This window comes from Frateuria sp. (genome assembly GCF_035943815.1).
Classification (GTDB): Bacteria; Pseudomonadota; Gammaproteobacteria; order Xanthomonadales; family Rhodanobacteraceae; genus Frateuria_A.
The window spans coordinates 53,041-74,651 of sequence record NZ_DASZBU010000010.1 but is presented as its reverse complement, the minus strand read 5'-3'; the positions used below and the strand labels follow the sequence as shown (position 1 = coordinate 74,651).

Here is a 21,611-nt window from a genome sequence, read left to right as displayed (position 1 = left end):
ATGCCTATCCTTCGACGCCTCCTGCTATGCCTGATGCTGCTTGGCGCCGGTGCGCTGCATGCCCAGGACGCATCCCCCGCCTCCGCCGCCTCCGCGCCCTCGCCTGCGCAAACGCTGGATCAGTTGCGCGACCAGCTCGACGCGATCAAGAAGGCGCTCGGCGCCAAACCGGACGACCACGCGCTGGCGGACCTGCGCACGAGCGCCTTGGGCGTGCAGGACCAGGCCGACCAGCTTGCCGCCACGCTAACCCCGCAGATGGACAGCCTGAATGCGCGGCTTGCGGTGCTCGGTCCCGCGCCGGCCAAGGGCGCGCCGCCCGAAGCCTCCGAGGTCGCCGCCCAGCGGAAGCAGCTGGACAAGGCCAAGGCCGCCCTCGATGCCCAGATCAAGCAGGCACAACTATTGAGCGAGGACGGCGCGCAGCTGGCGGCACAGGTGGCCGGCGTGCGCCGCGACCAGTTCCAGGCCCAGCTCGCCTCGCGCACGGCCACGCCGCTGAGCAGCGCGTTCTGGGCCGATCCGGCACGCGCCTTTCCGGACGACCTGGCGCGCCTGAAGCGACTGGAGACCCCCCTCGCGGCGGCATGGGCCGATGCGTGGGCGCCGTCGGGCCGCCTGCCGCTGCTGCTTTGCCTGGGCGCGGCGCTGTTGCTGGTCGCCGGTCGCGGGCTGCTGGAGCGCGCGCTGCTTGCGCTCGCGGTGCGCTTCATGCCGGAAAGCCATCTGCGCCGTAGCGCCATGGCGGCGGCCACGGCCCTCGCCACGATGCTGGTGTTCGGATTGGCCGCCCAACTGGTGCGCGTGGGGCTGGACTGGGGCGACACACTCGATCCGGAGCTGGACGAGCTGCCCCGCGCGCTGGTGCGACTGGTGTGTTTCTGCGCGTTCGTCAGCGGGGTCGGCCGCGCGCTGCTCTCGGCGGCCCGTCCCTCGTGGCGGTTGCCGGCGCTGTCCGATGCGGCAGCGGCACGGCTACGCCCGTTCCCCTGGCTGCTCGCGGCGGCGGCGTTGCTGCTGGGCCTGATCGAGCGGATCAACGGCGCCATCGGCGCCAGCCTGCCCGCCACGGTCGCCACGCGTGGCCTGGTCGCGCTGGTGATCAGCGGCCTGATCGGCGCGGCGCTGCTGCGCCTTGGCCAGGCCCGGCGCGCACTGCTGGCCGCCGGCATCGCGCCGGTGCAGCGGCCGCTGTGGGTAGGTCTGCTGGTCGGCGGCGCCGCGCTCGGCGTGACCCTGAGCCTGCTCGCCATCGCGCTCGGCTACATCGCGCTGGCCTTCTACATCGCCACGCGGATGCTGTGGATCGGCGTGCTCGCCTGCGGGGTCTACCTGCTGCTGCACCTGGTGCATGACCTCATCATGGCCCTGCTCCTGCCGGACGGGCGCAGCGGACGGCGCCTGCAGTCCACCTTCGGCCTGGCGCCGCGCATGCTGGAGCAGTCGGCGACGGTGCTCTCGGGAATCAGCCGCGTGCTGATCCTGCTGCCCGCGTTCGCTGCGCTTCTCGCGCCGTTCGGCACCAATCCGCAGGATCTCACCGAACGCATCGGCCAGCTGTTCGGCAACCTCAGCCTGGGCGAGCTGCACATCCATCCGGGCACTGTGTTCGAGGCGCTGGTGGTGTTCGTGCTGGGCCTGGTCGCCGTGCGCGTGGTCAAGCGCTGGCTGGGCGAACAATTGCTGCCCAAGACCACGCTCGAACCGGGCATGCAGAACTCGGTGGTCACCCTGCTCGGCTATGTCGGCGGCGTGGGCGCCTTCGCGCTGGCGCTGGCCGCGCTCAACGTGAGCCTGCAGAGCATCGCCTGGATCGCCAGCGCCCTGTCGGTGGGGATCGGCTTCGGCCTGCAGGCGATCGTGCAGAACTTCATCTCAGGCCTGATCCTGCTGGCCGAGCGGCCGGTCAAGGTGGGCGACTGGGTGAGCCTTTCCGACGTGGAGGGCGACATTCGACGCATCAACGTGCGCGCCACCGAGATCCAGCTGTGGGACCGCTCCACCGTGATCGTGCCCAACTCGCAGCTGATCACGCAGAACGTACGCAACGTGACCCTGGCCAACGCGCAGGGCCGCGTGCAGGTCAAGCTGCCGATGCCGCTGGATACCGATGCCCGGCGGGCCCGGGAGATCATCCTGGAGGCCTTCCGCAGCCACGCCGCCATGCTGGAGACGCCGGCGCCGAACGTGCAGGTCGAACGGATCGACACGCAGGGCGTCCATTTCGTCGGCACCGGCTACGTGCACAGCCCGCGCGAGGTCGGCGGCGTGCGCAGCGACCTGCTGCTGGCGATCCTGGAGCGCCTGCGCAGCGAACGGCTGCCGCTGACCCGCCCGCAGGACATGCGCGTGTATCGCTTGCCCGACACGGGCGAGACCGGCTGAACTCAAGGACACGCCACCGCCAGGTCTCCCTTGCCGCACCAGTGGAGGAGCGCGCCATGAACCCAGGTCCCAGCAGCATCATTCCCTGCCTGCGCTACCGCGACGCCCACGCCATGATCGAGTGGCTTTGCCGCGCCTTCGGCTTCGAGAAGCAGGCGGTCCACGAGGACGAGCAAGGCGCCGTGGCGCATGCCCAGCTCACCTATGGCGGTGGCATGGCGATGCTGGGCAGCGTGCGCGAGGACGGGTTCGGAAGCTTTCCTGGCCAGCCCGACGCCGTGTGCGGGCGCGAGACCCAGTGCGCCTGCGTGATCGTGCGCGACTGCCGCGCCCACTACGAGCGGGCCACGGCGGCCGGCGCGCAGATCGTGGAGGACTACGCCGAAAAGGATTACGCCGGCGCCGGCTACGCCTGCCGCGATCCGGAAGGCCACCTGTGGTGGTTCGGCAGCTACGACCCCTGGGCGTGCTGAGCCGCCGCGACCAGGGATCGGCGATGCGTGCAGCGGTGCCTTCGCGCTCAGCGCACCTCGTTGATGCGGACGTGGTTCCCCGCCGGATCGCGGAAGGCACAATCGCGCACGCCATAGGGCTGGTGGGTGGGCTCCTGGATCACCTCGGCACCGCTGGCCTGCAGCCGTTCGAAGGTGGCGTCCAGGTCGGCACTGGCCAGGATGATCATGGCGTAGGTTCCCTTGGCCATCATCTCGGCGATGGTGCGGCGCTCGTCGTCGTTGAGGCCGGGGGTGGCGCCCGGCGGATGCAGCACGATGGACGTGCCGGGCTGGTTGCGCGGACCGACGGTGATCCAGCGCATCCCGCCGTAGGCCACGTCGTTGCGGACCTCGAAGCCGAGAGTGTCACGGTAGAACGCCAGCGAGGCGTCCGGGTCGTTGTGCGGGAGAAAGCTCGAGTGAATGGTGAGTTCCATGGCAGCCGTGCTCTGTGGTGGGAGCGGTCATGCTAGCTGCGGGCGCTCGGCCGGCGCTTCTCGATTCCTGACCGGTCGGGTGACCTGGCTGGCCACGCACGGGGGCATGCCCGCGACCGCGCGCATTTGCTGGCGGCGATAGGCGCCCGGCGGCATCCCGACCAGTTCGGTGAAGCGCGTGCTGAAGGTGCCCAGCGAGGCGCAGCCGACCGCGAAACAGACCTCGGTGACGTTGAGGTCGCCGCGGCGCAGCAGCGCCATCGCGCGCTCGATGCGGCGGGTCATCAGATAGGCGTAGGGCGACTCGCCATAGGCGAGCCGGAACTGGCGGCTGAGGTGCCCGGCCGACATGTGGACGCCACGGGCGAGCGCCTCGACGTCCAGCGGCCGGGCATACTCGCGGTCGATCCGGTCGCGCACGCGGCGCAATCGCGCGAGGTCGCGCAGGTGTTGTGTCTTGGCAGGGGTGCTGGTCATCGGCGGATGGTTCCACTTCGCGGCGGCCCGCTCAAGGAAGCCTGCATGGCCGCGCGCGATGAAGCGCGCAGTCACCTTTCCGTGCTCAGCGCGCAGCCACGCGGCGCTGCTTCGATTCCGGCCGGGCCAGCGCGTACATCTCCCACGCCATCTGCTTGAGCAGGCCCTGGCGGTCCTTGCCCTGCACGTACAGATCCATGTGCGTGCGGCCAGGCAGGAAACGGAAGTCGGATTTCGCGCCCAGTCCGTCGAGCACCGCCTTGAGCTTGTGCGCGGCGCCGTCCAGGTAGAACGTGTCGGCGGTGCCCACCACCAAGTGGATCTTGCCGTCCAGGTCGGGTTTGAGCTCGGGCCAGTGCTCCTTGAGCCGGCGGGCGATGTCGTAGTGCTCGCTCCAGTAGGCGACCACCGCCGGATCGACGTCGCCGGTGCCGCGGTCGAACATCGGCAACGGGCGGCCGTCTGCGCCGCGCGGCGAGAACACCCAGTCGAACGAGGCCATCTGCCCGCCGTAGGGGCCGAGCACGCGCTCCATCCGGGCAAAGGTCTCGAAGCTGGCGATCACCTTGCCCTTGTCGCGCACCAGCGGGTACGGCGTGCCGTCAGCGCGGTGGTAGACGTTGGCGTGCGGGGCGTACAGGTCGACGCCGGTGAAGTCGTGAAAGTCGCTCGGGTCGGGCGAGGTCGACCAGGTACCGCCGAACACCTTCGGATAGCGCGTCTGCAGCCACAGCGTGGCCCAGCCGCCGGAGGAGTGGCCGGTGAGGAAGCGGCCCGAGGGCCGCGCGTCCATGCGGTACTCGCCTTCCAGCGACGGGATCAGCTCGGTGGTGAGCGCCTGGCCCCACGGGCCGTTGTTCACCGAGTCGGCGAATTCGTGCGTGCCGGTGGCGCTGGACTCGTCCAGCACCACCCAGATCATCGGCGGAAGCTGTTTCTCGGCCATGGCGCCGAACACCATCGCCGCGGTGCCGGCCTGGGTATGCAGGTCGCCGCCGAAGCCGTGCGTCTGGTAGACGGTCGGATACGTGGTGCCGGCGGACGCGTCGTAGCCGGGCGGCAGCACCACCCAGCCGCGCATGTGGATCGGCCGGCCCCAGAAGGCACTGAGCGCAGGGCTGACGAAATCGATCGGACGCACCTGCTCGCGCGCCTGCGCCAGGTGTTTCCTGGTTGTCTCGCTCAGGTAACGCTCGGGAAGATCCCACAGCGCCGGCGTGGGCAACGTCTGGGTGAGGGCCAGCGTGGGTGCAGCGGTGCTGGGCAGATGCACCTCCACCACCGGACTGACCAGGTCGCCTCCGTTGCGCCCGTGGTAGTTGTAGTCGTGCTGGGTATCGAGCACGGCCTGCACGAGGTAATCGCCCGGCGGCAGCTTCGAGAACGCCGACGGAAAGGCCTGCTCGTCGGCGTCCAGGGCCACGCCGCTACCGGGCGCCAGGCGCTCGACCTCGCGCGCGGCAACCGCCGTCTGCTCCGGCGCGAACGGGCTGGCCTCCACCTCGGTCACCTTGCCGTCCCTGGCCGCCGCCCTCGCGGCCTTCGCCTCGGTGGCGAACAGCAACAGACGACCAGCCGCCGGCTGGGCCGCTGAGGCCGGCAGGCTCACCTGGAAGAACTGGTGCGCGACCGGTGTTGCCTCACGCGCGCAGGCGCCGGTAGCCAGCAGCCCGGTGAAAAGCAGCGCAAGCGCGCCGCGGACGGAGTTCAACATGGCAAGCGCTCCTTCATGCGAAGGGGCCGGTCGCCCGGCCCCGTGATGGTCAGTCGTCCGAGCCCTTGGCGCCCTTCTCCACCGGCGCCAGGCGCAGGTCCTGGAAGTCGAAGCTGAAGTCGGTCATCGGCGAGATCGGTTCCATGCGGGCCTCGCGGATGTGGCCGTCCTGGTCCAGCGCGAAGGTGATGAAGGCATCGGCGTTGAGCGTGCGATCGTCCCAGCGCACGGTGAAGCTGTCGTGCTGCCATGGGCTCATCGTGCCGACCAGCTGCGGCGTGTGGCTGAAACGCAGGCGCAGCTTGCCGCCCTCCTGGCTGATGGCGATGTCGCCGTACCACGGGTCGCGGTAGGTGCCCACGTAGCCGGCCAGCGGCAGCGAGGGTTTGCTGGCCTTGGCCCGCGCGGCCTCGTGCTTGGCGAAGCTGTCGTCGGCCTTTGCCTGGGCCTTCTTCACCGCCTTGTCGTAGACGGCGACCCAGTCGGTCTGCTTGTCGGGGGTGAGATAGGCGTCGAGCACCCGGTAGGTGATGGCGTTGAAGGCGGCGCCCGATTCGGCATTGGTCAGCACCACCACGCCGAGCTTGAGCTGCGGCACCAGGGTCAGGCGCGAGACCATGCCCGGCCAGCCGCCGGTGTGCCAGACCAGCTTTTTGCCCTGGTAGTCGGACAGGAACCAGCTCTCGCCGTAGCCGGAGAACTGCGGCGTCAGCGGCGCCAGTTCGGGGATCGGCGGCTTGCCGACTTTGATCGGCGTGAGCACCGACCACATCTCGTGCTGGCTCTGTTCGGAGAACAGCCGCTGCGGCTTGCCGTTCGCGCCGGTGGTCGGCAGCGCGCCGCCGGCCAGCTGCACGTTCATCCACTTGGCCAGGTCGTGCACGCTGGAATAGATGCCGCCCGCGCCCGGGTCGTTGAGCCAGGCCATCGGCGGCACCGGCTTCAAGTCCTTGAAGTCGGCCTTGGCGTGGCCGGTGGCGACGTCCATGCCGGGCTTGAGATACGTCTTGTCGATCAACGACTCGTCCATGCCGACCGGCTTGAAGATGTGCTCGCGCACGTAGTCGGCATAGCTCTGGCCGGAGGCCTGCTCGATCACCAGCGTGGCCACCGCGAACAGGATGTTGTCGTAGGCGTAGCCGCTGCGGAAGCCGTTCTTGATCGGCACCTTGGCCAGCCGCTCGACCACTTCCTTCGTGGTGTAGCTGGTCGGTGGCCAGTACAGCAGGTCGCCGGCGCCCAGCGACAGGCCGCTGCGGTGCGCCAGCAGGTCGCGGATGCGCATCTCGTGCGTCACGTACGCGTCGGACATGCGGAACCACGGCAGATGGTCGACGACGCGGTCGTCCATGTTTAGCTTGCCCTGCTCGGCCAGCTGTTGGAGCGCGGCGGCGGTGAACGCCTTGGTGTTGGAGGCGATCGCGAACAGCGTGCGCGCATCGACCTTGTCGGCCTTGCCCAGCTCGCGCAGGCCGAAGCCCTGCTCCATCACGACCCGGCCATCCTTGACGATGGCCACCGCGATGCCCGGCACGTCGAAGGTCTTGCGCGCGCTGTCGACGTAGGCGCCGAAGTCGGCCAGCTGCGCGGGCAGCATGGGACGCGCGGTGTCGCCGGTGGAGACCGGCGGCGGCAGCGGCCGCTGCGCTGGCGCCTGCGCCAGCACGCCGGTCGCGGCGAACAACAGGGCGCAGGCCGCGGCCAGGCGTGTGGAGAAGACGGGTCGGGTCATTAAAAGGCTCCGCTTAAGGGGACGCTCCACTATCGCGGCAAAGCGGGCTCGGCGCCAGCCGTCCATCTGCCTCGCCCCATCCGCCTCAGCCGCCATGTTGCGCGTGAGCGTCCAGCCACGGCGCCAGCGGAATCGACCACAGATTCTCCAGCCCGTTGTCCCAGGAGGCCATGCGCGCCAGGTCCTGCCGCCCCTGTGCCGCGGTGCGCGGGTAATGCACCGGCACCGCGCGGGTGCTGGAGAAATACAGCGTGCGATGGTCCGCGCCCAGATGCGATCCCCATGGGCCGCCCTTGTTCACTTCGTCGCCCAGGTCGATCGGTGCGCCCCAGTGCCCGCCCTCGCGGAAGGCGATGTAGAGGCGATCTGGCCGGTCCTTGCCGCTGTAGTTGGCGTCGAACACGATGAACGACTCGTCCGGCGCAACCGCGGGATCGAGCTCGTGCGCGGAGGCATCGCCCAGCGGCACCTCGACCGGGGCCTGGTAATGGCCGTCGCGATATTGCGAGCGGAACAGCCGGAAATCGTCGTCCGCGCCCGGTCGCTGGAAATACACGCTGCCGTCGGCCGCCACGCTGGGCGCATAGGTGCGCGTGCTGGCATTGACCGTGTCGGGCAGGCGCACCGGCTCGCCCCAGCCTGCGCCCTTGCGGTCCACCCGCCACAGGTGCCCGCCCGAACCGGGCGCCACCTTGCCGCTGGCGAACACGGCATCCAGCGGCTTGCCGCCCGGGCGGTCCGGACGGTTGGAGGTGAACACGAGGAACGATCCATCCGGCGCCATCGTCGGATCATGGTCCAGCCAGCGGCCGGAAAAGGGGGCGACCGTTGGAATGGACCAGCCACTGGCGGTCCGGTGCGAAACGAGGATGGCCGCGTTCGGCCAGCGGATACGGTCGAAGAACACCGTGCGGCCGTCAGGGGTGAACGCCGCCGAATCCTCCGCCGCGGGACCGGAAATGACCCCGGGCGCGAAGATCGTCGGCTGCACAGCAGGCGTGGCCTGGATGGAAAAAGCGGCGGTGCCCAGGACCAGCAGGGCGACGGTCATGCGGCCGATCACGCGCATCATGGAACCCTCGACTCCGGGGAAATGGCACAGATATGCCAGCGGGCGCCGTGTGGCACGTGCCGCAAGTAACGCTCACGCGCCGTCCGGCGCCGGCGTGCCAAGATCCGTCCTTTCCATGGAGCCGGCCATGTCCAGCAAGCATTCGCCCTCGCCCATCCGCGCCGGCATCGGCGGCTGGACCTTCGCTCCCTGGCGCAACAATTTCTACCCGGCCGGGCTAGTGCAGCGGCGCGAGCTGGAATACGCCAGCCGCCAGCTGCGCGCGATCGAGGTCAACGGCACCTTCTACGGTGCGCAGAAACCGGCCACTTATGCCAAGTGGGCTGCGGAGACGCCGCCCGGTTTCGTGTTTGCGTTGAAGGCGCCGCGCTACGTGGTGGAGAGCAAGCGCCTGGCTGCCGCCGGCAAGGGCATCGAGGCCTTCGTGTCCGGCGGCCTGGAAGCGCTCGGCGAAAGGCTCGGGCCGATCAACTGGCAACTGGGCCCCTCGCGCCCGTTCGACCCCGACGACATCGCGGGCTTTCTCGATGCGCTGCCGCGCGAGCTCAACGGCCAACCGCTGCGCCACGTGCTGGAGGTGCGCCACAAGAGCTTCGCCAGCGAGCGCTACGTCGCGCTCGCACGCGCTCACGGCGTGCCCACCGTCTTCACCGACGCCGCGCAATATCCGTCCTTCGCCGACCTTACCGGCCTCTTCGTCTACGCACGGCTGATGCGCAGCGCCACCGACGAACCGCTCGGCTATCCGCCCGGCGCACTGGACACCTGGGCCGAGCACGCACACGCCTGGGCGCAGGGCAAGGACCCGGCCGAGCTGCCACACGCCAGCGCGCTGCAGCCGGACGGCGCGCCGCGCGAAGTGTTCATCTTCTTCATCAGCGCCGCCAAAGCGCGCAATCCCGCGGCCGCCATGGCTTTGCAGGCGCGCGTCGACCGTGACGAAACGCCGGCCTGAGGCGATGTTTACAGCCGCTTGCCCCGGGCGTCACGGTGCATGAGGCAGGCTGGAAAACGTCGCAGCGACGACGCTTCCTCCACTGCCGCAAGGAGATCCGCCATGACCATCCAATCGACCGGATACAACGCCACCAATGCCAACCGCGCCGGCATGGGCACCGGCCCGGTGCTCGCCTCCAGCACGCTCAATGGCGAGAACGTGCGCAACGCCTCGGGCGAGGACCTGGGCGAAATCAAGGACCTCATGATCGACACCGCCAGCGGCACCATCCAGTACGCCGTGCTTTCCTTTGGCGGCTGGCTCGGCATGGGCGACAAGCTGTTCGCGGTGCCGTGGAATTCCATGCGGCTGGATACCGCCAACCATTGCCTGGTGCTCGATGTCTCCAAGGAACGGCTGAAGGATGCACCGGGGTTCGACAAGGACAATTGGCCGGACTTCGCCGATACCACCTTCACCAACCGCATCAGCAATTACTACCACTGACGCGCGGGCCGCACGGGCGGGCGTCAGGTCGGCACTGCCGATACACTGGCACACCCGCCCGATGCGTCTTTCGCCCATGCGCCAGCTCTCCTTCCAGCTCGACCGCGACCACGTCGAGCTCAACCAGCTGCTGAAACTGGTCGGGCTGTGCGACAGCGGCGGCGCCGGCAAGGCGCTGGTGGCCAGCGGCGAGGTCTACGTCGACGGTCAGCGCGAGCTGCGAAAGACCTGCAAGATCCATGCGGGACAAACGGTACGGCTGGACGACGTCGAGATCCGGGTGGCCTGACCGCGCCCGCGCGGCCACGCCGTTGCTTCGCTGCCTGCAAGGGCGAACGCGGGCGGCCAGGTAACCGGAACGCCGTTCCCGGCGAAATCATTGAACCTCGCGTGCGTTCTGCGCGCTTGGCCCTTGGCTCGCCGGAGATCACCCATGGCTGCTGCTCGATGGTTCTCACTACTTCCCTTGGCCGGCGCGTTGCTGGCCGGCTGCGTCGCCTCGGGCCAGGCCTCGGCCGATGGCAGAGTCAGCCTGCCCGACCCGCGACTTGACCCTGCACCGACCTCGCCGGGCGAGCAGGTGGCGGTGTTCGCCGGCGGTTGTTTCTGGGGCGTGGAAGCGGTGTTCGACCACGTCAGGGGCGTGCGCAAGGCCTGGTCCGGCTATGCCGGCGGCGAAGCGGGCACCGCCACCTACGAACAGGTCAGCGGGGGCGACACCGGACACGCCGAATCGGTCAAGCTGATCTACGACCCGCGGCAGGTCAGCTACGGGCAGTTGCTCAAGGTGTTCTTCTCGGTCGCCCATGACCCCACGCAGCTCGACCGCCAGGGGCCGGACGTGGGCAGCCAGTACCGTTCGGAGGTCTTCTACACCACGGCGCAACAGCAGCGCGTGGCTACGGCCTACATCGCCCAGCTCGGCGCGGCGCACGCGTTCGAGGATCCCATCGTGACCCGCGTCGAGCCGCTCAAGGGTTTCTACGTGGCGGAGGCCTACCACCAGAATTTCGCCGCGCTCCATCCCGACGATGCGTACATCGCCTACAACGATGCGCCCAAGGTGGCCCACCTCAAACAGTGGCTGCCGACGCTCTATCGCCCCCAGCAACAGCAGGTGGACGTGCGGCTGCACTGAGCATCGCGTTCCCCGCGGGCCACGAGAGGATCAGCGCGTCGGCGGCACCAGCCGCAGCTTCGGGCCGCCGGAACGCTGGCCGGGGCGGAGCATGCGCTCGATCTCCGGCACCTCCAATGCGCGGGCGTAGAGGTAGCCCTGGCCCTCGGTGCAGCCGGCGCGCAGCAGGAACTCGTGTTGAGCCTCGGTCTCGATGCCCTCGGCGATGGCGCACAGGCCCAGCCGCTTGGACAGGGCCAGCATGGCCTCGACGATCGCCGCGTCATGCGAGCTGCCCGGCAGGCCATCGATGAAGCTCTTGTCGATCTTGAGGAAGGCGATCGCCGGCAGCTTGAGGTACGACATCGAGGAATAACCGGTGCCGAAGTCGTCGATGGCGACCCCCACGCCAAGCGCGTGCAGCGCGTTCATGGTGCGCTCCATCTCGTCGCCCAGGCGCAAAATGGCCCCTTCGGTGATCTCCAGCAGCAGCCGCTGCGGGGCGACGCGCTCGGCCACCAGGCGGCGGCGCACGTCCTCGACGAAATGCGGCGCGCCATAGGAACCGGCCGAGATGTTCACCGCCACGCGGATCGGCGGCAGGTTCTCCTCGTCCCAGCGGTGCATCTGCCGCGCGACGGCCTGCAGCACCCAATCGTCGACGTGGCGGATCAAGCCCAGCTTCTCGGCCATCGGGATGAACTCGCCGGGGGAGATTTCCCCGCGCGCCGGATGGCGCCAGCGCAGCAGCGCCTCAACCGCAACCACGCGCCCGCTGCGCATGTCCACGCTCGGCTGGTAGACCAGCCGGAATTCGCCTCGCGCCAGGGCCTGGCGCAGCTCGGCGGCAAGCGCGAGTCGCTTGCGCGCATCGGCCTGCATCATCGGCGAGTAGAAGCGGTAGGTGTTGCGCTCCTGCGTCTTGGCCGCGTACATGGCGGCATCGGCGTTGGCGATCAGCGTGACCGGCTCGGCGCCGTCCAGCGGATAGCCGGCGATGCCGATGCTCGCGCTCAATGCCACTTCATACTCGCCCACTTTCATCGGCTCGCCCAGCAATGCCAGCAGGCGCTGCGCAAGTACGCCGGCCTGCTCGCGCGAGACCAGCCTGCCGATCAGCACGGTGAACTCGTCGCCGCCGATGCGGCCCGCCACGTCGTGTTCGCCCAGTCCGCGGGTGATCCGCTCGGCCACGTGCACCAGCAGGCGGTCGCCGATGGCGTGGCTGTAGCTGTCGTTGACGACCTTGAAGGCGTCCAGGTCGATGAACAGTACCGCGACCGCGCCATGCTCACGATCGGCCGCCGCAATGGCCAGCGCGCAGCGGCGCTCGAACTCGGCGCGATTGGCCAGCCCGGTCAGCGGGTCGTGCGTGGCCAAATGCTCCAGTCGCCGCTGGTTGGTCTTGGTGGTGCTGATGTTGGTGAACACCGCCACGTAGTGCTGCACGCGGTCCTGGGCGTCCCGGATTACGCTGATGCTCAGCAATTCCGGATAGACGCTGCCGTCGGCGCGCTGGCTGTGCACTTCGCCCAGCCAGTTGCCGCCGTTGCGCAGGGTGTCCCACACCGAGGGCGGCAGCGGCGAGTGGTCGGGCAGGCAACGCAATTCGTCGAAACGCCGGCCCTGCACCTCCTGCAGCGACAGGCCAGTGATGGCCATGTGCGCGGCGTTGACCGAAACCACGCGCCGTTCGGCGTCGGCGATGATCACGCCTTCGGCGATGCTGCCCAGGGCCTCGGCGGCGATGCGCCGTTCCTGCTCGAGGCTCAGCCGTTCGGAAATGTCGCGGACGATCGCTTGGCGCACCGCGCGCTTACGCCAGCTGACCAGACTGCTCTGCGTCTCGACCGGGCGGGCATCGCCCTCACGGCCACGCAGAAAGCCGTGGGTGACGCCCTCGGCATGGGGTGCCCCGCCTTCGAACAAGGTCGCGAACGGCGTGCCGATGAGTTCGCGCGCGGATCGGCCGATCCATTCGCGAGCCTTGTCGTTGACGTCCAGGATCCGGCCACCCTGCTCGTCCACCATCACGATGGCATCGGGCGCACGGTCGAACAGCAGGCGGTAGCGTTCCTCCGTGCCGCGGATGCCGGCCAGGATGCGGCGGGCCATGCGCAGCCACAACAAGGAGGCCAGGCAGGCGGCGGCGAAGATGGTGCCGAACAGCACCCGCCCCATCCGGCTGGCGCCGCGGGCGATCTCCAACGAGAACACCAGCGCGCGAGGCTCGATGAGGTCGTTCAACGCCCGTATCCGCGCCTGCTGCCGGCCGATTTCGGCCGGGTCCATGGGGCCGCGCGCATGGCCGGCCTGCAGCTGGCCGGCGATCGCGTCGAGTTCGGCTACCTGTGCGTCGGTCGAGCGCCACGCGGCCAGCGCCTGGCGCATGTACGGCGCGGTGGCGAAGTGGTCCAGCATGAAGATCACGCCGAGAACCGCCGCAGGCATCGTGTCGACCCGCTCGAGCGCCGTGGCGACCTCCTCTCGATCGTAGTGGCCGGCGGCAATCGCATCGCGGATCCAGCGGTCGGTGCGCAGGATCTCGTAGTTGCGGCGGAAGCCGGCCAGGTCGGCCGGGTCGCCGCTGGCGGCATAGACCCTCAGATCGATCACCGCCTGCTTCTGAGCTTTGGACCAGATGCTCTCGCCGTTGAGAAAGCCGGCGAGAGCGACCTGGATCTGCAACGCGCCCCAGATGAACACCAGGATCAGCCCGATGACGGCTGCCAACCCATAGGCCAATGGCAGCAAGCGCCGTGGCAGTGAGTGCGGGCTGGGCACGGCAGCAGGCATTGCGTCCCTTGTCCTTTGGCTGACCGATGCAATTCTACGGGGCTACGTTGCACGTTTGGGGCCTATCAAGCAGCCGCCTCGTTCACGGTTCCGTAAACCTGAGCCCGGCCAACGCAGCGGTCCGCCAGGATGCGCATGCCCACGTAGCTGCGCTTGATGCATTCGATGAGGTGATCCACCTCATCGGCAGCCGGCGCGGTTCCCTTGAGGGTACACACGATCTCCAGTGCCTCCCAGGGATGGGTGTCGTCGTAGGCGGCGTGGAGCTGCAGCCAGCGCAGGCTCTGCGCCCGCGTGTGCGCCGGCAGGCTCTGGGCGTAGCTGGCGCTGTCGTAGATCAGCCGCGACCACTCCCCGGTGGCGCCCTCCACCGCGTAGTTGGTCGCGATGATGCCGGCCGCGAGGCTGTCGTGCCGGCTGACCTCCTCGCACCAGTCGGCCAGCGCCTGGGTGCCCTGGGCGCGCTCGCCGTAGAGCACGTCCTCGCGCGCCACCCCGGCGCCCTGCGCCCAGTTGAGCCAATAGTCGGCATGGTTCTGCTCCACGCGGATGTTGCGCACCAGCCAGCGGCGCGCGAGGTTGTCGCCCGGGCTGCGCCCGTACTGTGTCTTGAGCAGGTTGCGCGCCATGTAGGCGGGGAAGCGCTCGATCAACGGCCAGATGCCGACCATGAAGTCGCGCGTGCCCTGACGGTCGAGCCGAAGCTCGCGCATCAGGTCCCACAGCTCGTGCCGGATCACGCCCTGCCGGGTCGCCTCGCAGGCGTCCACCATGTCCTGGGCCCATTGCGGGTAACTGCCCAGTTCGGTCAACGGGCCGGTGCGTTCGAATCGATGGTTCATTGCATTCTCCTCTTTGGGTTCGCTGCGCATCGAACGGGCCCAAGAAGATGCGCCCGCGTCCCCGGCCCGCAGCGCGCCGGAGACATCCATGGTCCAACAGGCTGTCTCATGCGGGGCGAATATGCGCGTGCCTGCCGGCTGCGCCCGGCAGGCTCCCCAGGAGCACCGGTTTCGGGGCGGCGGCCCTAGCCGCGCCGGGTACGTCGCTCGGCGGCAAGTGCGGAGGCCACGTCGCGCGCGTAGGTGCGGCGGCTGCGCACGAGCAGCAGCAGGCCGGCGAGGGCGAGCGGCGCAAGCATCGCAAGAAAGGTATCGCCCAGCCCCGCCGCCCCCGCGCGCGCCGCCGCTGCGGAGGCGCCCGCGGTACCGACGTCACTGGCAAAGCGCGCGGAAACGTAACCGAACAGCGGCGGCGCGATCGCCTCCAGCGCGAAGCGGAAAGTCGCCCGCACGCCCTCGGCGCGTCCCCACAGGGCCGAAGGCATCACGTCCAGCCTCGCCGCATCCACCGCTGGGTTGGCGCCTCCCAGGCCCGCCGCGGCGAGGAAGAAGAACGGCCCGGCCAGCCACAAGGAGCCAAGCCACAGGGCAGGCAGGAAGGCGGCCGCCGCAGTCAGGTACGCGGTCGCCGCCACCAGCACACGCCCGGTTAGCCGGCCGCGGTCGATCAGCCGGTCGCCCAGCCGTCCGGCCAGTAGCACGCCGCCGATGGCGCCCAGACCGAGCAGCACCGCCAGGCTGCTCGCCCCTGTCTGGCCCAGGGCGAAGCGCCCGCGCAGGTACACGATGGCGAAGGTACGCAGGCCGGTGAAGTAGAAATAACCGAGCGCCGAGGCGGCGATCAGCGTGCGGTAGGTAGGCACCGCCAGCACGTAGCGCACCGCATGCCACAACGAGGCGCTGGCCGGGTTCATGCTCATCAGGGCGTGGCGTGGGCGCACCCCGCGCCAGCGGATGACCCGGCGAAGCGCTCCACTGCCGGTCGGCTCGTCCGTTCCTCCCCGTCCGCGCTCATCCTCTGAAGGCAGCCGGCGTGCGCCCACCGGGATACGGCTCTGTCCTCCCCGCGCCGGCTCCGGCAGGGAGCGCCACAGCACCAGCGCAAGCGCGATCCCCAACGCCGCGAGCACCCAGAACGAGGCGCGCCAGGACAACCAGGCCGCCACGTTGCCGCAGACCAGGAAGCCCAGCGCCACCCCTGCCAGCTCGCCCGCCAGCACGTAGCCGAAGATCCGGCCGCGCTCACCCGGCCGGAAGAAGTCGCCGGTCAACGAAGTCACCGCCGGGGAGGCCACCGCGGCAACCACGCCCAGCGCCAGCCGGCTGAGCAGCAGCATCAGGTAGGAATCCGCCACGCCGCTCACCAGCATGGTCATCGACCAGGCCACCAGCGCAATGGCCAGCAGGCGCACGCGCGGCACGCGGTCGACCAGCGCGCCGAATGGCAAGGTCGTCACCGCGGCCACCGCGGTCGAAGCGGTCACCAGCCAGCCGATCTGGAGGTTGCCCACGCGAAGCCCCGCTTCGATCTGGGTGGCCACGGCGCCGACGGTCGCCTTGTCCGCCGAGTCCAGCGCCAACACGCAGGCCAGCAGCGCGATCACCTTCAGCCGCGCCGGACCGCCGGCCAGTTTCTCCAGCGGGCGCTCGATGTTCCGGCGCAGCCGGCGACGCCACCAGCCCATCCGGGCAGCCGCGTGGGCATCGGTGTGCGGGGAGTCCATGGCGGGTCCTGTGCATGGCGGTCGGCATGGTGCCGCCGCGCGCCTCACGAAACATTCTCGGGCGACCGTCAATCGTGGCGACCCAGCCTGCGCGAGGCCGCCGCATGTCTTTCCTGCGAGCCGATTCCGGCACCTGCGCTGCCAACAGCGCGTCAAGGACGCTGGCTACGCGCGCGCGCGCGCCGCAGCCGGCGTTGGCGCTGTTGGTCTTCATGATGGCGCTGGCACCCTTCGGCGATACCGAGTACACGCCGGCCATGCCGGCCATCGCGCACTCGCTGCAGGCCGACTACGGCACCGTGCAGCTGACGATGACCTTCTACCTGGCCGGCTCGGCAGTCAGCCAGCTCGGCTACGGGCCGCTGGCCGACCGCTACGGGCGGCGCCCGGTCATGCTCGGCGGCACCGCTCTGCTCATCGCCGGCTTCCTGCTTGCACTGGTGAGCTTTGGGATCTGGCCGTTGCTCGGCAGCCGGCTGGTGCAGGGCCTGGGTGCCAGTGCCGGCGGCGTGGTGGCGGACGCCGCAGTGCGCGACGCCTTTCCCGCCGACCGGCGCCAGCGCATCTATGCCAAGTTGAACGCCGCCTTCGCGCTGGCGCCTGCGATCGGCCCGGTCGCAGGCGCCTACCTGGCGCGGGAACTGGACTGGCGCGCGAACTTCGCGGTGCTTGCCGCGCTGGCTGCCCTGCTGTGGTACGCGGTGTGGCGCTGGCTGCCGGAAACCCACCTGCACCCGGACCGCCGGGCGACCCGGCCACGCCACCTCTGGCGCACCTGGCGGCGCATCCTGGGCACCCCGCGCTTCCTGCTGTTCACGTTGCTGGGCGGTTGCGCGGTCGGCGTGGTCTATACCGCATTGATCGGCGCGCCGGACCTGGTGATCAACCTGCTGGGAGAAGGCAGCGGCGCGTTCGCGATCGTCGCCGCCTCGATCCTGGTGGCCTTCGTCGCCGGGGCCTGGCTCTGCGTGATGCTGACGCGGCGGGTCGCTCACGGCCTGATCGTAGCTGGTGGCCTGGCCCTGCTCCTCGCCGGCTCGCTCGTCCTGCTGGCGGTAGCGCTGCGGCTGGGCGCGCACGGCAGCCTGGCCATGTTCCTGCTGCCGATCTGCGTGTGCTTCTGCGGCGTGGGGTTGCTCCTGCCCGTGACTACGGCCAGGGCGATGGCGCCGTTTCGCCGCACCGCCGGCAACGCCGCCTCACTGCTCGGCTTCGTGCGGATGGGCGTGGCCGCGCTGGGCACGGTGGCGATGAGCCTGTTGCACCGCGGCTCGGTGCTGGACATCCCGCTAGTGTTCCTGGCCCTGACCGGCGCGGCGGTGCTGGCGTTCGCCTTCTACCTGGTGCGTGAGCGGTCCGGCTGAGCCGCTCAGGCGTGCCGGGGTACTGACGCGGCGCCCTCCGCCCCTCCTCCAACAGCCGTGTGCGCAAGCGCCCAGGTCCGCGTGACCGCCGTGGTCGGCAAGAAGCTCCTGGTGCGAGAGCAACGCCGCCCTCGTCCGGCCGACACAGGGGTGCCTGCACAGGCAGATGCGCCGCGCCGCGGCGCATCCGTACCAGGCCAAGGCACACGGCACCAGCACGGGCGACGCGGAAGCAACCGTCCGGCGGCAAGGCAACGGTGGTCTGATCTGCACTCCACGAACGCAAGGGGGTTGCCATGATCACGCTGGGTATCGAAGAAGAAGTGCAAGTGGTCGACGAGCACGGCCGGCTCGTCACGCATGACCTGGGCTCCGGCCTGGCCGAATACGCCACGCCGGAGGGCCTGCTCGACAAGGAGATCCACCGCTGCGTCATCGAACTGAAGACCCGCGTCTGCCGCGATGTCGACGAACTCGTGGACGCATTGCGCGCGGTACGCGCGGTGGCGCGACGCAAGGCGGCGGCGCAGGGACAGCGCATCCTGATCGCCGGCCTCCACCCGACCGCACGATGGCAGCAGCAGCCGATGCACGAGGGGCCGGATTATCCGCATTACCAACGGCTGATCACCGAATATCAGGACGTGGCGCGCGCCGCCTTCAGCTTCGGCATGCATCTGCACCTGGGCTTTTCCGACGGCGCGCCGCGCATGGCGATCATGAACCGCCTGCGCCACGTATTGCCGGAGGTGCTGGCGTTGTCGGCCAGCTCGCCGTTCCTCGAGGGCCGCGACACAGGCCTGCATTCCTGGCGACACAGCCTGCTCGATCGCTACCCGCGCATGGGCACGCCCGACGTCTGGACCAGCGAGCGGCATTACCAGGCCCACGTCGAACGCCTGCGCCGGGTCGGCTGCATCCATCCCGAGCAGGGCCTGTGGCAGGACCTGCGCCTGCACCACCGCTACGGCACGCTGGAGGTGCGCATCATGGATGCCCACCCGCACCTGGAGCGCATCGGGTTGATCGCCACCCTGCTCAGGTGGGAGGCGCAGACGCTGGAGCAGGAGCTGCGCGAGGGCCGCCAGGGACTGGTATGGGAGCGCGCCTGCATCGACGAGAACAAGTGGCGCGCCCGCCGCTACGGACTGGCCGCGCAATGGATCGAATGGGATCGCGACGAGGTCTGCAGCACCGCGGCGCACTTCGAGCGCTGGTGGCGGCGCCTGGCGCGATGCGCCACCAGCCACGCCGAAAGCGCGCACTGGGAACGCCGCCTGGCCAACGCCCTGGACGAGGGCAGCTACGCCGATGCGCTACGCGCGCGGGCGACCCGCGATGCGGACTGGACCGCCACGCTGCGGTGGATGGTCGACCAGGCTGAAGACGAGCTGCCTGCACTCGCGCATGCGGAGGGCTGGGCATGAACATGCAGCCATCCATCCGTCTGGACGTCCTGGGCGCCGACCGGCTCGCGCTCGCTTTGGCCGCAGTCGATGCGCCGCACCTGCCGCTCTCGATGATGTCGGACCACTACGCCATCGGCAACGCGGCCCTGCGCCAGGCGCTCAAGGAAAAGATCGCACGGCTGGTACGTGCGCTCGGCCCGCATCTGCATCCCTCGCGCGCAGGCTGGTCCGGCGCGCGCGCGGACGTGCTGGCGCTGGACCTGGCCTTCGTCGAGCATCCGCGACAGCCCTTCGAGCTGGCCTGGGTGGAGATCCAGGCGTTCACCTCGATGCTGCCGACATTCCATACCCTGCACCTGGCGCAACGCCGCCTGCACGGGTTGGCGCTCCATTGGCTGCCGCACGATGCCCTGCCACCCGGCGCCGGCTGGGTCGAGCACATGCGCCACTGGGTGGCGCCGCGGGCGGACACGGTGCTGATCGAGGACCAGCCGCGCCGCCGCGCGACCTGGCCGGACCTGGACGCCGCGCGGCACTGGTGGCAGGTCGACGTGCACGACTGGCGCGACCTGGTGCCGATGCAGGGCGAGCTTTGCTGCCCGGTCAGCCGGCGCCGCTACGGCCACGTCTGGAACCGCCTGATCCTGGACGACCTGGACGCCCTCGACCGCCGCCGCGCCGAATCGGTGCTGCGTGCCGCTGACAGGGTCGGCTGGCACAGCCATCCGGCCTGGTACGAGGGCATCCACAAGGGCACCTTGGCCAGCCTGCCTCTGGCACCCCACGAGGCCTGCCATTGGATCGAGGAAAGCCCGCTGCGCGCGGGCGGCTATGCCGATGCGGGCCGCTGGGTGGCCAAGTCGGTCGGCGGCCATTCCGGCAGCGGTTTGCTGCTGGCACCCACGCCGGAGGACCTGGAGGCCTTGCCGACTCCGCGCCGGTGGATCGTGCAGAACCGCTTCCGCCAGCTGCCCATCGGCCAGCATCCGGTCACCGGGCAGCCGCTGTTCGGCGAACTGCGCTGCATGCTCGGCCTGCGTGACGGGCAGCCGCCGTGGGTGATGGCATGGATACTCAGGCTTTCCAACAACGGTATCGCCACGCTGACGGGACGAGACACGCGTCCGGGCGAAGGGATGACGCTGTTGTACTTCGAGGAGACGAACGATTGACGGCGGCTGGAGCCCTCCGGTCGGGGGAGGGCTCGTGCCACGCTCAACCCTGGCCTTGCGTTCCCGCGACCACCATCCACGACACGCCGAAACGATCGGCCACCATGCCGAAGCTTGAGGCGAAGAAGCTCGGGCCCAGCGGTTGCTGCACCTGGCCACCTTCGGCCAGCGCATCGAACAGCTGCCGCGCCTGTGCATCATCGTCGGCGGTGACGGAAAGTGACACGCCCTTGAACTCCGGGTGTCCAGCCGCAAAGCCGTCCGAAGCCATCACCTGCGTCTGGCCGATCTGCAGGCAGGCGTGCATGACCTTGTCCGCCGGCGGCGGGGTCCCCCCCGGGCAGCCGGCGTCGCCCGCGGGCGCATCGCTGTAGTGCATGAGCATCACCACCTGCGCACCGAGCGCCTGGCGATAGAACGCGACTGCCTCTTCGCAGCGGCCGTCGAAGAACAGATAAGGCTGAACCTGCATGGGAATGACCTCGTCATGTGGGGAAGGCGGAGCCTCGCGGGCTTCCACGATCATGACGAACGGGACGTCGGCGGATCGACAGCCGCGCCGATGCTTTGCAACGGCCAGGCCGCCTGTCCGCGAGCAACCGGCCTCAGGGACGCGGTTGCGCTTGCGTGCCGGCGCCGGCCCGGCCTACCGCCGGGTTCGCCGGCGTGCCGGTCAGCTGGCAGACCAGCGCATACAGCATGCGCAGGTCCTGCACGTCCAGCGTGTCGCCTTCCATGCCGCGGAAATGGTGGTGGAAGGAGCGCACCGCGGCGGCGCGGTCGTCCAGCGGATAGCCGACCAGCGCCAGCGCCATCCACGGGTCGAAGCCGGGCGGCGGGTCGACCAGCGGCCCGCGCGGCCACAGACCGTAGCCGGCGTCGGCCAGGCGCTGCCAGGGGAACAGCGGGCCGGGATCGTCCTTGCGGCCGGGCGCGAGGTCCTCGTGTCCGATGATCTGCGTGGGCGGGATATGCAGGCGCGTGGTGAGGTCGGCCAGGAGCCGCAGCAGGCTGTCGATCTGCGCCCGCGCGAACGGCGAGTGGCCGTCGTTGTCCAGCTCGATGCCGATCGAGGCGGAATTGAGGTCGGTGATCGTGCCCCAGCGCCCGGGACCGGCCTGCCAGGCGCGATCGCTGTCGGCCACCAGCTGGTAGATGGCCCCGTCGCTTCCTACCAGGTAATGCGCGCTCACCGGACCGCCACTGTTGGCAGTGCGCAGGGTATCGAGGCTCTCCTGCACCGAATGCTGGTCGGTGAAGTGGATCACGATGGCCACCGGCCGGCGTTGATCGTAGTTGGGCGATGGCACCCAGCGAGCGATCGGATTGCGTACCGGGCCGCATGCGGTCAATCCGGCGAAGGCCAGCGCCAGCAGAAGAAGTCGACCCGTGCGGTGGGCAGCCGCACGCTGGAGGCGGAACGGGAACACGG

The 21,611-nt window shown here is 69.7% G+C and carries 19 protein-coding genes; 9 read left to right on the top strand and 10 right to left on the bottom strand.

Going from position 1 to position 21,611, the window contains the following annotated elements:
- The gene (locus VGU65_RS06320) at window positions 1–2,385 is read left to right on the top strand and encodes a DUF3772 domain-containing protein (protein ID WP_327473887.1); all 2,385 of its coding nucleotides are present in this window, start codon (window positions 1–3) and stop codon (window positions 2,383–2,385) included.
- A 56-nt stretch (window positions 2,386–2,441) separates the two neighbouring features.
- A complete protein-coding gene (locus VGU65_RS06315) occupies window positions 2,442–2,858 on the top strand; it encodes a VOC family protein (protein ID WP_327473886.1) in 417 nt (138 codons plus the stop codon).
- Window positions 2,859–2,905: 47 nt separating this feature from the next.
- On the opposite strand, the gene VGU65_RS06310 is transcribed toward VGU65_RS06315, so the two are convergent.
- The 5 genes from VGU65_RS06310 to VGU65_RS06290 form a co-directional block, all read right to left on the bottom strand.
- On the bottom strand, window positions 2,906–3,316 hold the full coding sequence (locus tag VGU65_RS06310; protein WP_327473885.1) for a VOC family protein: 411 nt from the start codon (window positions 3,314–3,316) through the stop codon (window positions 2,906–2,908).
- Window positions 3,317–3,343: 27 nt separating this feature from the next.
- Complete coding sequence (locus VGU65_RS06305) at window positions 3,344–3,793, bottom strand: helix-turn-helix transcriptional regulator (protein WP_327473883.1); 450 nt, start codon at window positions 3,791–3,793, stop codon at window positions 3,344–3,346.
- Window positions 3,794–3,878: 85 nt separating this feature from the next.
- Window positions 3,879–5,507, bottom strand: a complete 1,629-nt coding sequence (locus tag VGU65_RS06300) for an alpha/beta hydrolase (RefSeq protein ID WP_327473881.1) — start codon at window positions 5,505–5,507, stop codon at window positions 3,879–3,881.
- Window positions 5,508–5,556: 49 nt separating this feature from the next.
- On the bottom strand, window positions 5,557–7,239 hold the full coding sequence (locus VGU65_RS06295; RefSeq protein WP_327473879.1) for a serine hydrolase: 1,683 nt from the start codon (window positions 7,237–7,239) through the stop codon (window positions 5,557–5,559).
- An 85-nt stretch (window positions 7,240–7,324) separates the two neighbouring features.
- Window positions 7,325–8,311 (bottom strand): TolB-like translocation protein, encoded by a 987-nt coding sequence (locus VGU65_RS06290; RefSeq protein ID WP_327473877.1) that lies wholly within the window; start codon window positions 8,309–8,311, stop codon window positions 7,325–7,327.
- Between the two features lie 127 nt (window positions 8,312–8,438).
- Between VGU65_RS06290 and VGU65_RS06285 the strand changes: the two genes are divergently transcribed.
- The 4 genes from VGU65_RS06285 to msrA all read left to right on the top strand — a co-directional run bounded on the left by VGU65_RS06285 (window position 8,439) and on the right by msrA (window position 10,893).
- Window positions 8,439–9,266, top strand: coding sequence for a DUF72 domain-containing protein (locus tag VGU65_RS06285; protein ID WP_327473876.1), 828 nt, complete (start codon window positions 8,439–8,441; stop codon window positions 9,264–9,266).
- A 102-nt stretch (window positions 9,267–9,368) separates the two neighbouring features.
- On the top strand, window positions 9,369–9,755 hold the full coding sequence (locus tag VGU65_RS06280; RefSeq protein ID WP_327473875.1) for a PRC-barrel domain-containing protein: 387 nt from the start codon (window positions 9,369–9,371) through the stop codon (window positions 9,753–9,755).
- 76 nt (window positions 9,756–9,831) lie between these two features.
- A complete protein-coding gene (locus tag VGU65_RS06275; protein WP_327474104.1) occupies window positions 9,832–10,044 on the top strand; it encodes an RNA-binding S4 domain-containing protein in 213 nt (70 codons plus the stop codon).
- 144 nt (window positions 10,045–10,188) lie between these two features.
- Window positions 10,189–10,893, top strand: a complete 705-nt coding sequence (gene msrA / locus VGU65_RS06270) for a peptide-methionine (S)-S-oxide reductase MsrA (protein WP_327473874.1) — start codon at window positions 10,189–10,191, stop codon at window positions 10,891–10,893.
- A 30-nt stretch (window positions 10,894–10,923) separates the two neighbouring features.
- On the opposite strand, the gene VGU65_RS06265 is transcribed toward msrA, so the two are convergent.
- The 3 genes from VGU65_RS06265 to VGU65_RS06255 form a co-directional block, all read right to left on the bottom strand.
- A complete protein-coding gene (locus tag VGU65_RS06265; RefSeq protein ID WP_327473873.1) occupies window positions 10,924–13,668 on the bottom strand; it encodes a putative bifunctional diguanylate cyclase/phosphodiesterase in 2,745 nt (914 codons plus the stop codon).
- 65 nt (window positions 13,669–13,733) lie between these two features.
- On the bottom strand, window positions 13,734–14,510 hold the full coding sequence (locus VGU65_RS06260) for an iron-containing redox enzyme family protein (protein ID WP_327473872.1): 777 nt from the start codon (window positions 14,508–14,510) through the stop codon (window positions 13,734–13,736).
- A 185-nt stretch (window positions 14,511–14,695) separates the two neighbouring features.
- Window positions 14,696–16,234, bottom strand: a complete 1,539-nt coding sequence (locus VGU65_RS06255) for an MFS transporter (protein WP_327473871.1) — start codon at window positions 16,232–16,234, stop codon at window positions 14,696–14,698.
- Window positions 16,235–16,338: 104 nt separating this feature from the next.
- On the opposite strand from VGU65_RS06255, the gene VGU65_RS06250 reads away from it, so the two are divergent.
- From VGU65_RS06250 to VGU65_RS06240, 3 genes are all read left to right on the top strand, one after another.
- Window positions 16,339–17,598 (top strand): multidrug effflux MFS transporter, encoded by a 1,260-nt coding sequence (locus VGU65_RS06250; RefSeq protein ID WP_327473870.1) that lies wholly within the window; start codon window positions 16,339–16,341, stop codon window positions 17,596–17,598.
- A 296-nt stretch (window positions 17,599–17,894) separates the two neighbouring features.
- Window positions 17,895–19,025, top strand: coding sequence for a carboxylate-amine ligase (locus tag VGU65_RS06245; RefSeq protein ID WP_327473868.1), 1,131 nt, complete (start codon window positions 17,895–17,897; stop codon window positions 19,023–19,025).
- Window positions 19,022–20,179, top strand: coding sequence for a hypothetical protein (locus VGU65_RS06240; protein WP_327473866.1), 1,158 nt, complete (start codon window positions 19,022–19,024; stop codon window positions 20,177–20,179). Before VGU65_RS06245 ends, VGU65_RS06240 begins: the two co-directional genes overlap by 4 nt.
- A 43-nt stretch (window positions 20,180–20,222) precedes the next feature.
- Here the strand turns inward: VGU65_RS06240 and VGU65_RS06235 are convergent, their stop codons facing one another.
- Window positions 20,223–20,651 carry a VOC family protein gene (locus tag VGU65_RS06235; protein ID WP_327473865.1) on the bottom strand — a complete coding sequence of 143 codons (429 nt, stop codon included), beginning with the start codon at window positions 20,649–20,651 and terminating at the stop codon, window positions 20,223–20,225.
- A 133-nt stretch (window positions 20,652–20,784) separates the two neighbouring features.
- On the bottom strand, window positions 20,785–21,609 hold the full coding sequence (locus VGU65_RS06230) for an N-acetylmuramoyl-L-alanine amidase (protein WP_414655800.1): 825 nt from the start codon (window positions 21,607–21,609) through the stop codon (window positions 20,785–20,787).
- Between the last annotated feature and the right edge of the window lie 2 nt (window positions 21,610–21,611).

Bases quoted from the DNA above. Each gene is read 5' to 3' on its own strand.
- VGU65_RS06310 (WP_327473885.1), bottom strand. From the start codon at position 3,316: ATGGAACTCACCATTCACTCGAGCTTTCTCCCGCACAACGACCCGGAC.
- VGU65_RS06320 (WP_327473887.1), top strand. From the start codon at position 1: ATGCCTATCCTTCGACGCCTCCTGCTATGCCTGATGCTGCTTGGCGCC.
- VGU65_RS06300 (WP_327473881.1), bottom strand. From the start codon at position 5,507: ATGTTGAACTCCGTCCGCGGCGCGCTTGCGCTGCTTTTCACCGGGCTG.
- VGU65_RS06250 (WP_327473870.1), top strand. From the start codon at position 16,339: ATGTCTTTCCTGCGAGCCGATTCCGGCACCTGCGCTGCCAACAGCGCG.
- VGU65_RS06245 (WP_327473868.1), top strand. From the start codon at position 17,895: ATGATCACGCTGGGTATCGAAGAAGAAGTGCAAGTGGTCGACGAGCAC.
- VGU65_RS06260 (WP_327473872.1), bottom strand. From the start codon at position 14,510: ATGAACCATCGATTCGAACGCACCGGCCCGTTGACCGAACTGGGCAGT.
- VGU65_RS06295 (WP_327473879.1), bottom strand. From the start codon at position 7,239: ATGACCCGACCCGTCTTCTCCACACGCCTGGCCGCGGCCTGCGCCCTG.
- VGU65_RS06285 (WP_327473876.1), top strand. From the start codon at position 8,439: ATGTCCAGCAAGCATTCGCCCTCGCCCATCCGCGCCGGCATCGGCGGC.
- VGU65_RS06280 (WP_327473875.1), top strand. From the start codon at position 9,369: ATGACCATCCAATCGACCGGATACAACGCCACCAATGCCAACCGCGCC.
- VGU65_RS06275 (WP_327474104.1), top strand. From the start codon at position 9,832: ATGCGCCAGCTCTCCTTCCAGCTCGACCGCGACCACGTCGAGCTCAAC.
- VGU65_RS06305 (WP_327473883.1), bottom strand. From the start codon at position 3,793: ATGACCAGCACCCCTGCCAAGACACAACACCTGCGCGACCTCGCGCGA.
- VGU65_RS06235 (WP_327473865.1), bottom strand. From the start codon at position 20,651: ATGCAGGTTCAGCCTTATCTGTTCTTCGACGGCCGCTGCGAAGAGGCA.
- VGU65_RS06265 (WP_327473873.1), bottom strand. From the start codon at position 13,668: ATGCCTGCTGCCGTGCCCAGCCCGCACTCACTGCCACGGCGCTTGCTG.
- VGU65_RS06240 (WP_327473866.1), top strand. From the start codon at position 19,022: ATGAACATGCAGCCATCCATCCGTCTGGACGTCCTGGGCGCCGACCGG.
- VGU65_RS06290 (WP_327473877.1), bottom strand. From the start codon at position 8,311: ATGATGCGCGTGATCGGCCGCATGACCGTCGCCCTGCTGGTCCTGGGC.
- VGU65_RS06255 (WP_327473871.1), bottom strand. From the start codon at position 16,234: ATGGACTCCCCGCACACCGATGCCCACGCGGCTGCCCGGATGGGCTGG.
- VGU65_RS06315 (WP_327473886.1), top strand. From the start codon at position 2,442: ATGAACCCAGGTCCCAGCAGCATCATTCCCTGCCTGCGCTACCGCGAC.
- msrA (WP_327473874.1), top strand. From the start codon at position 10,189: ATGGCTGCTGCTCGATGGTTCTCACTACTTCCCTTGGCCGGCGCGTTG.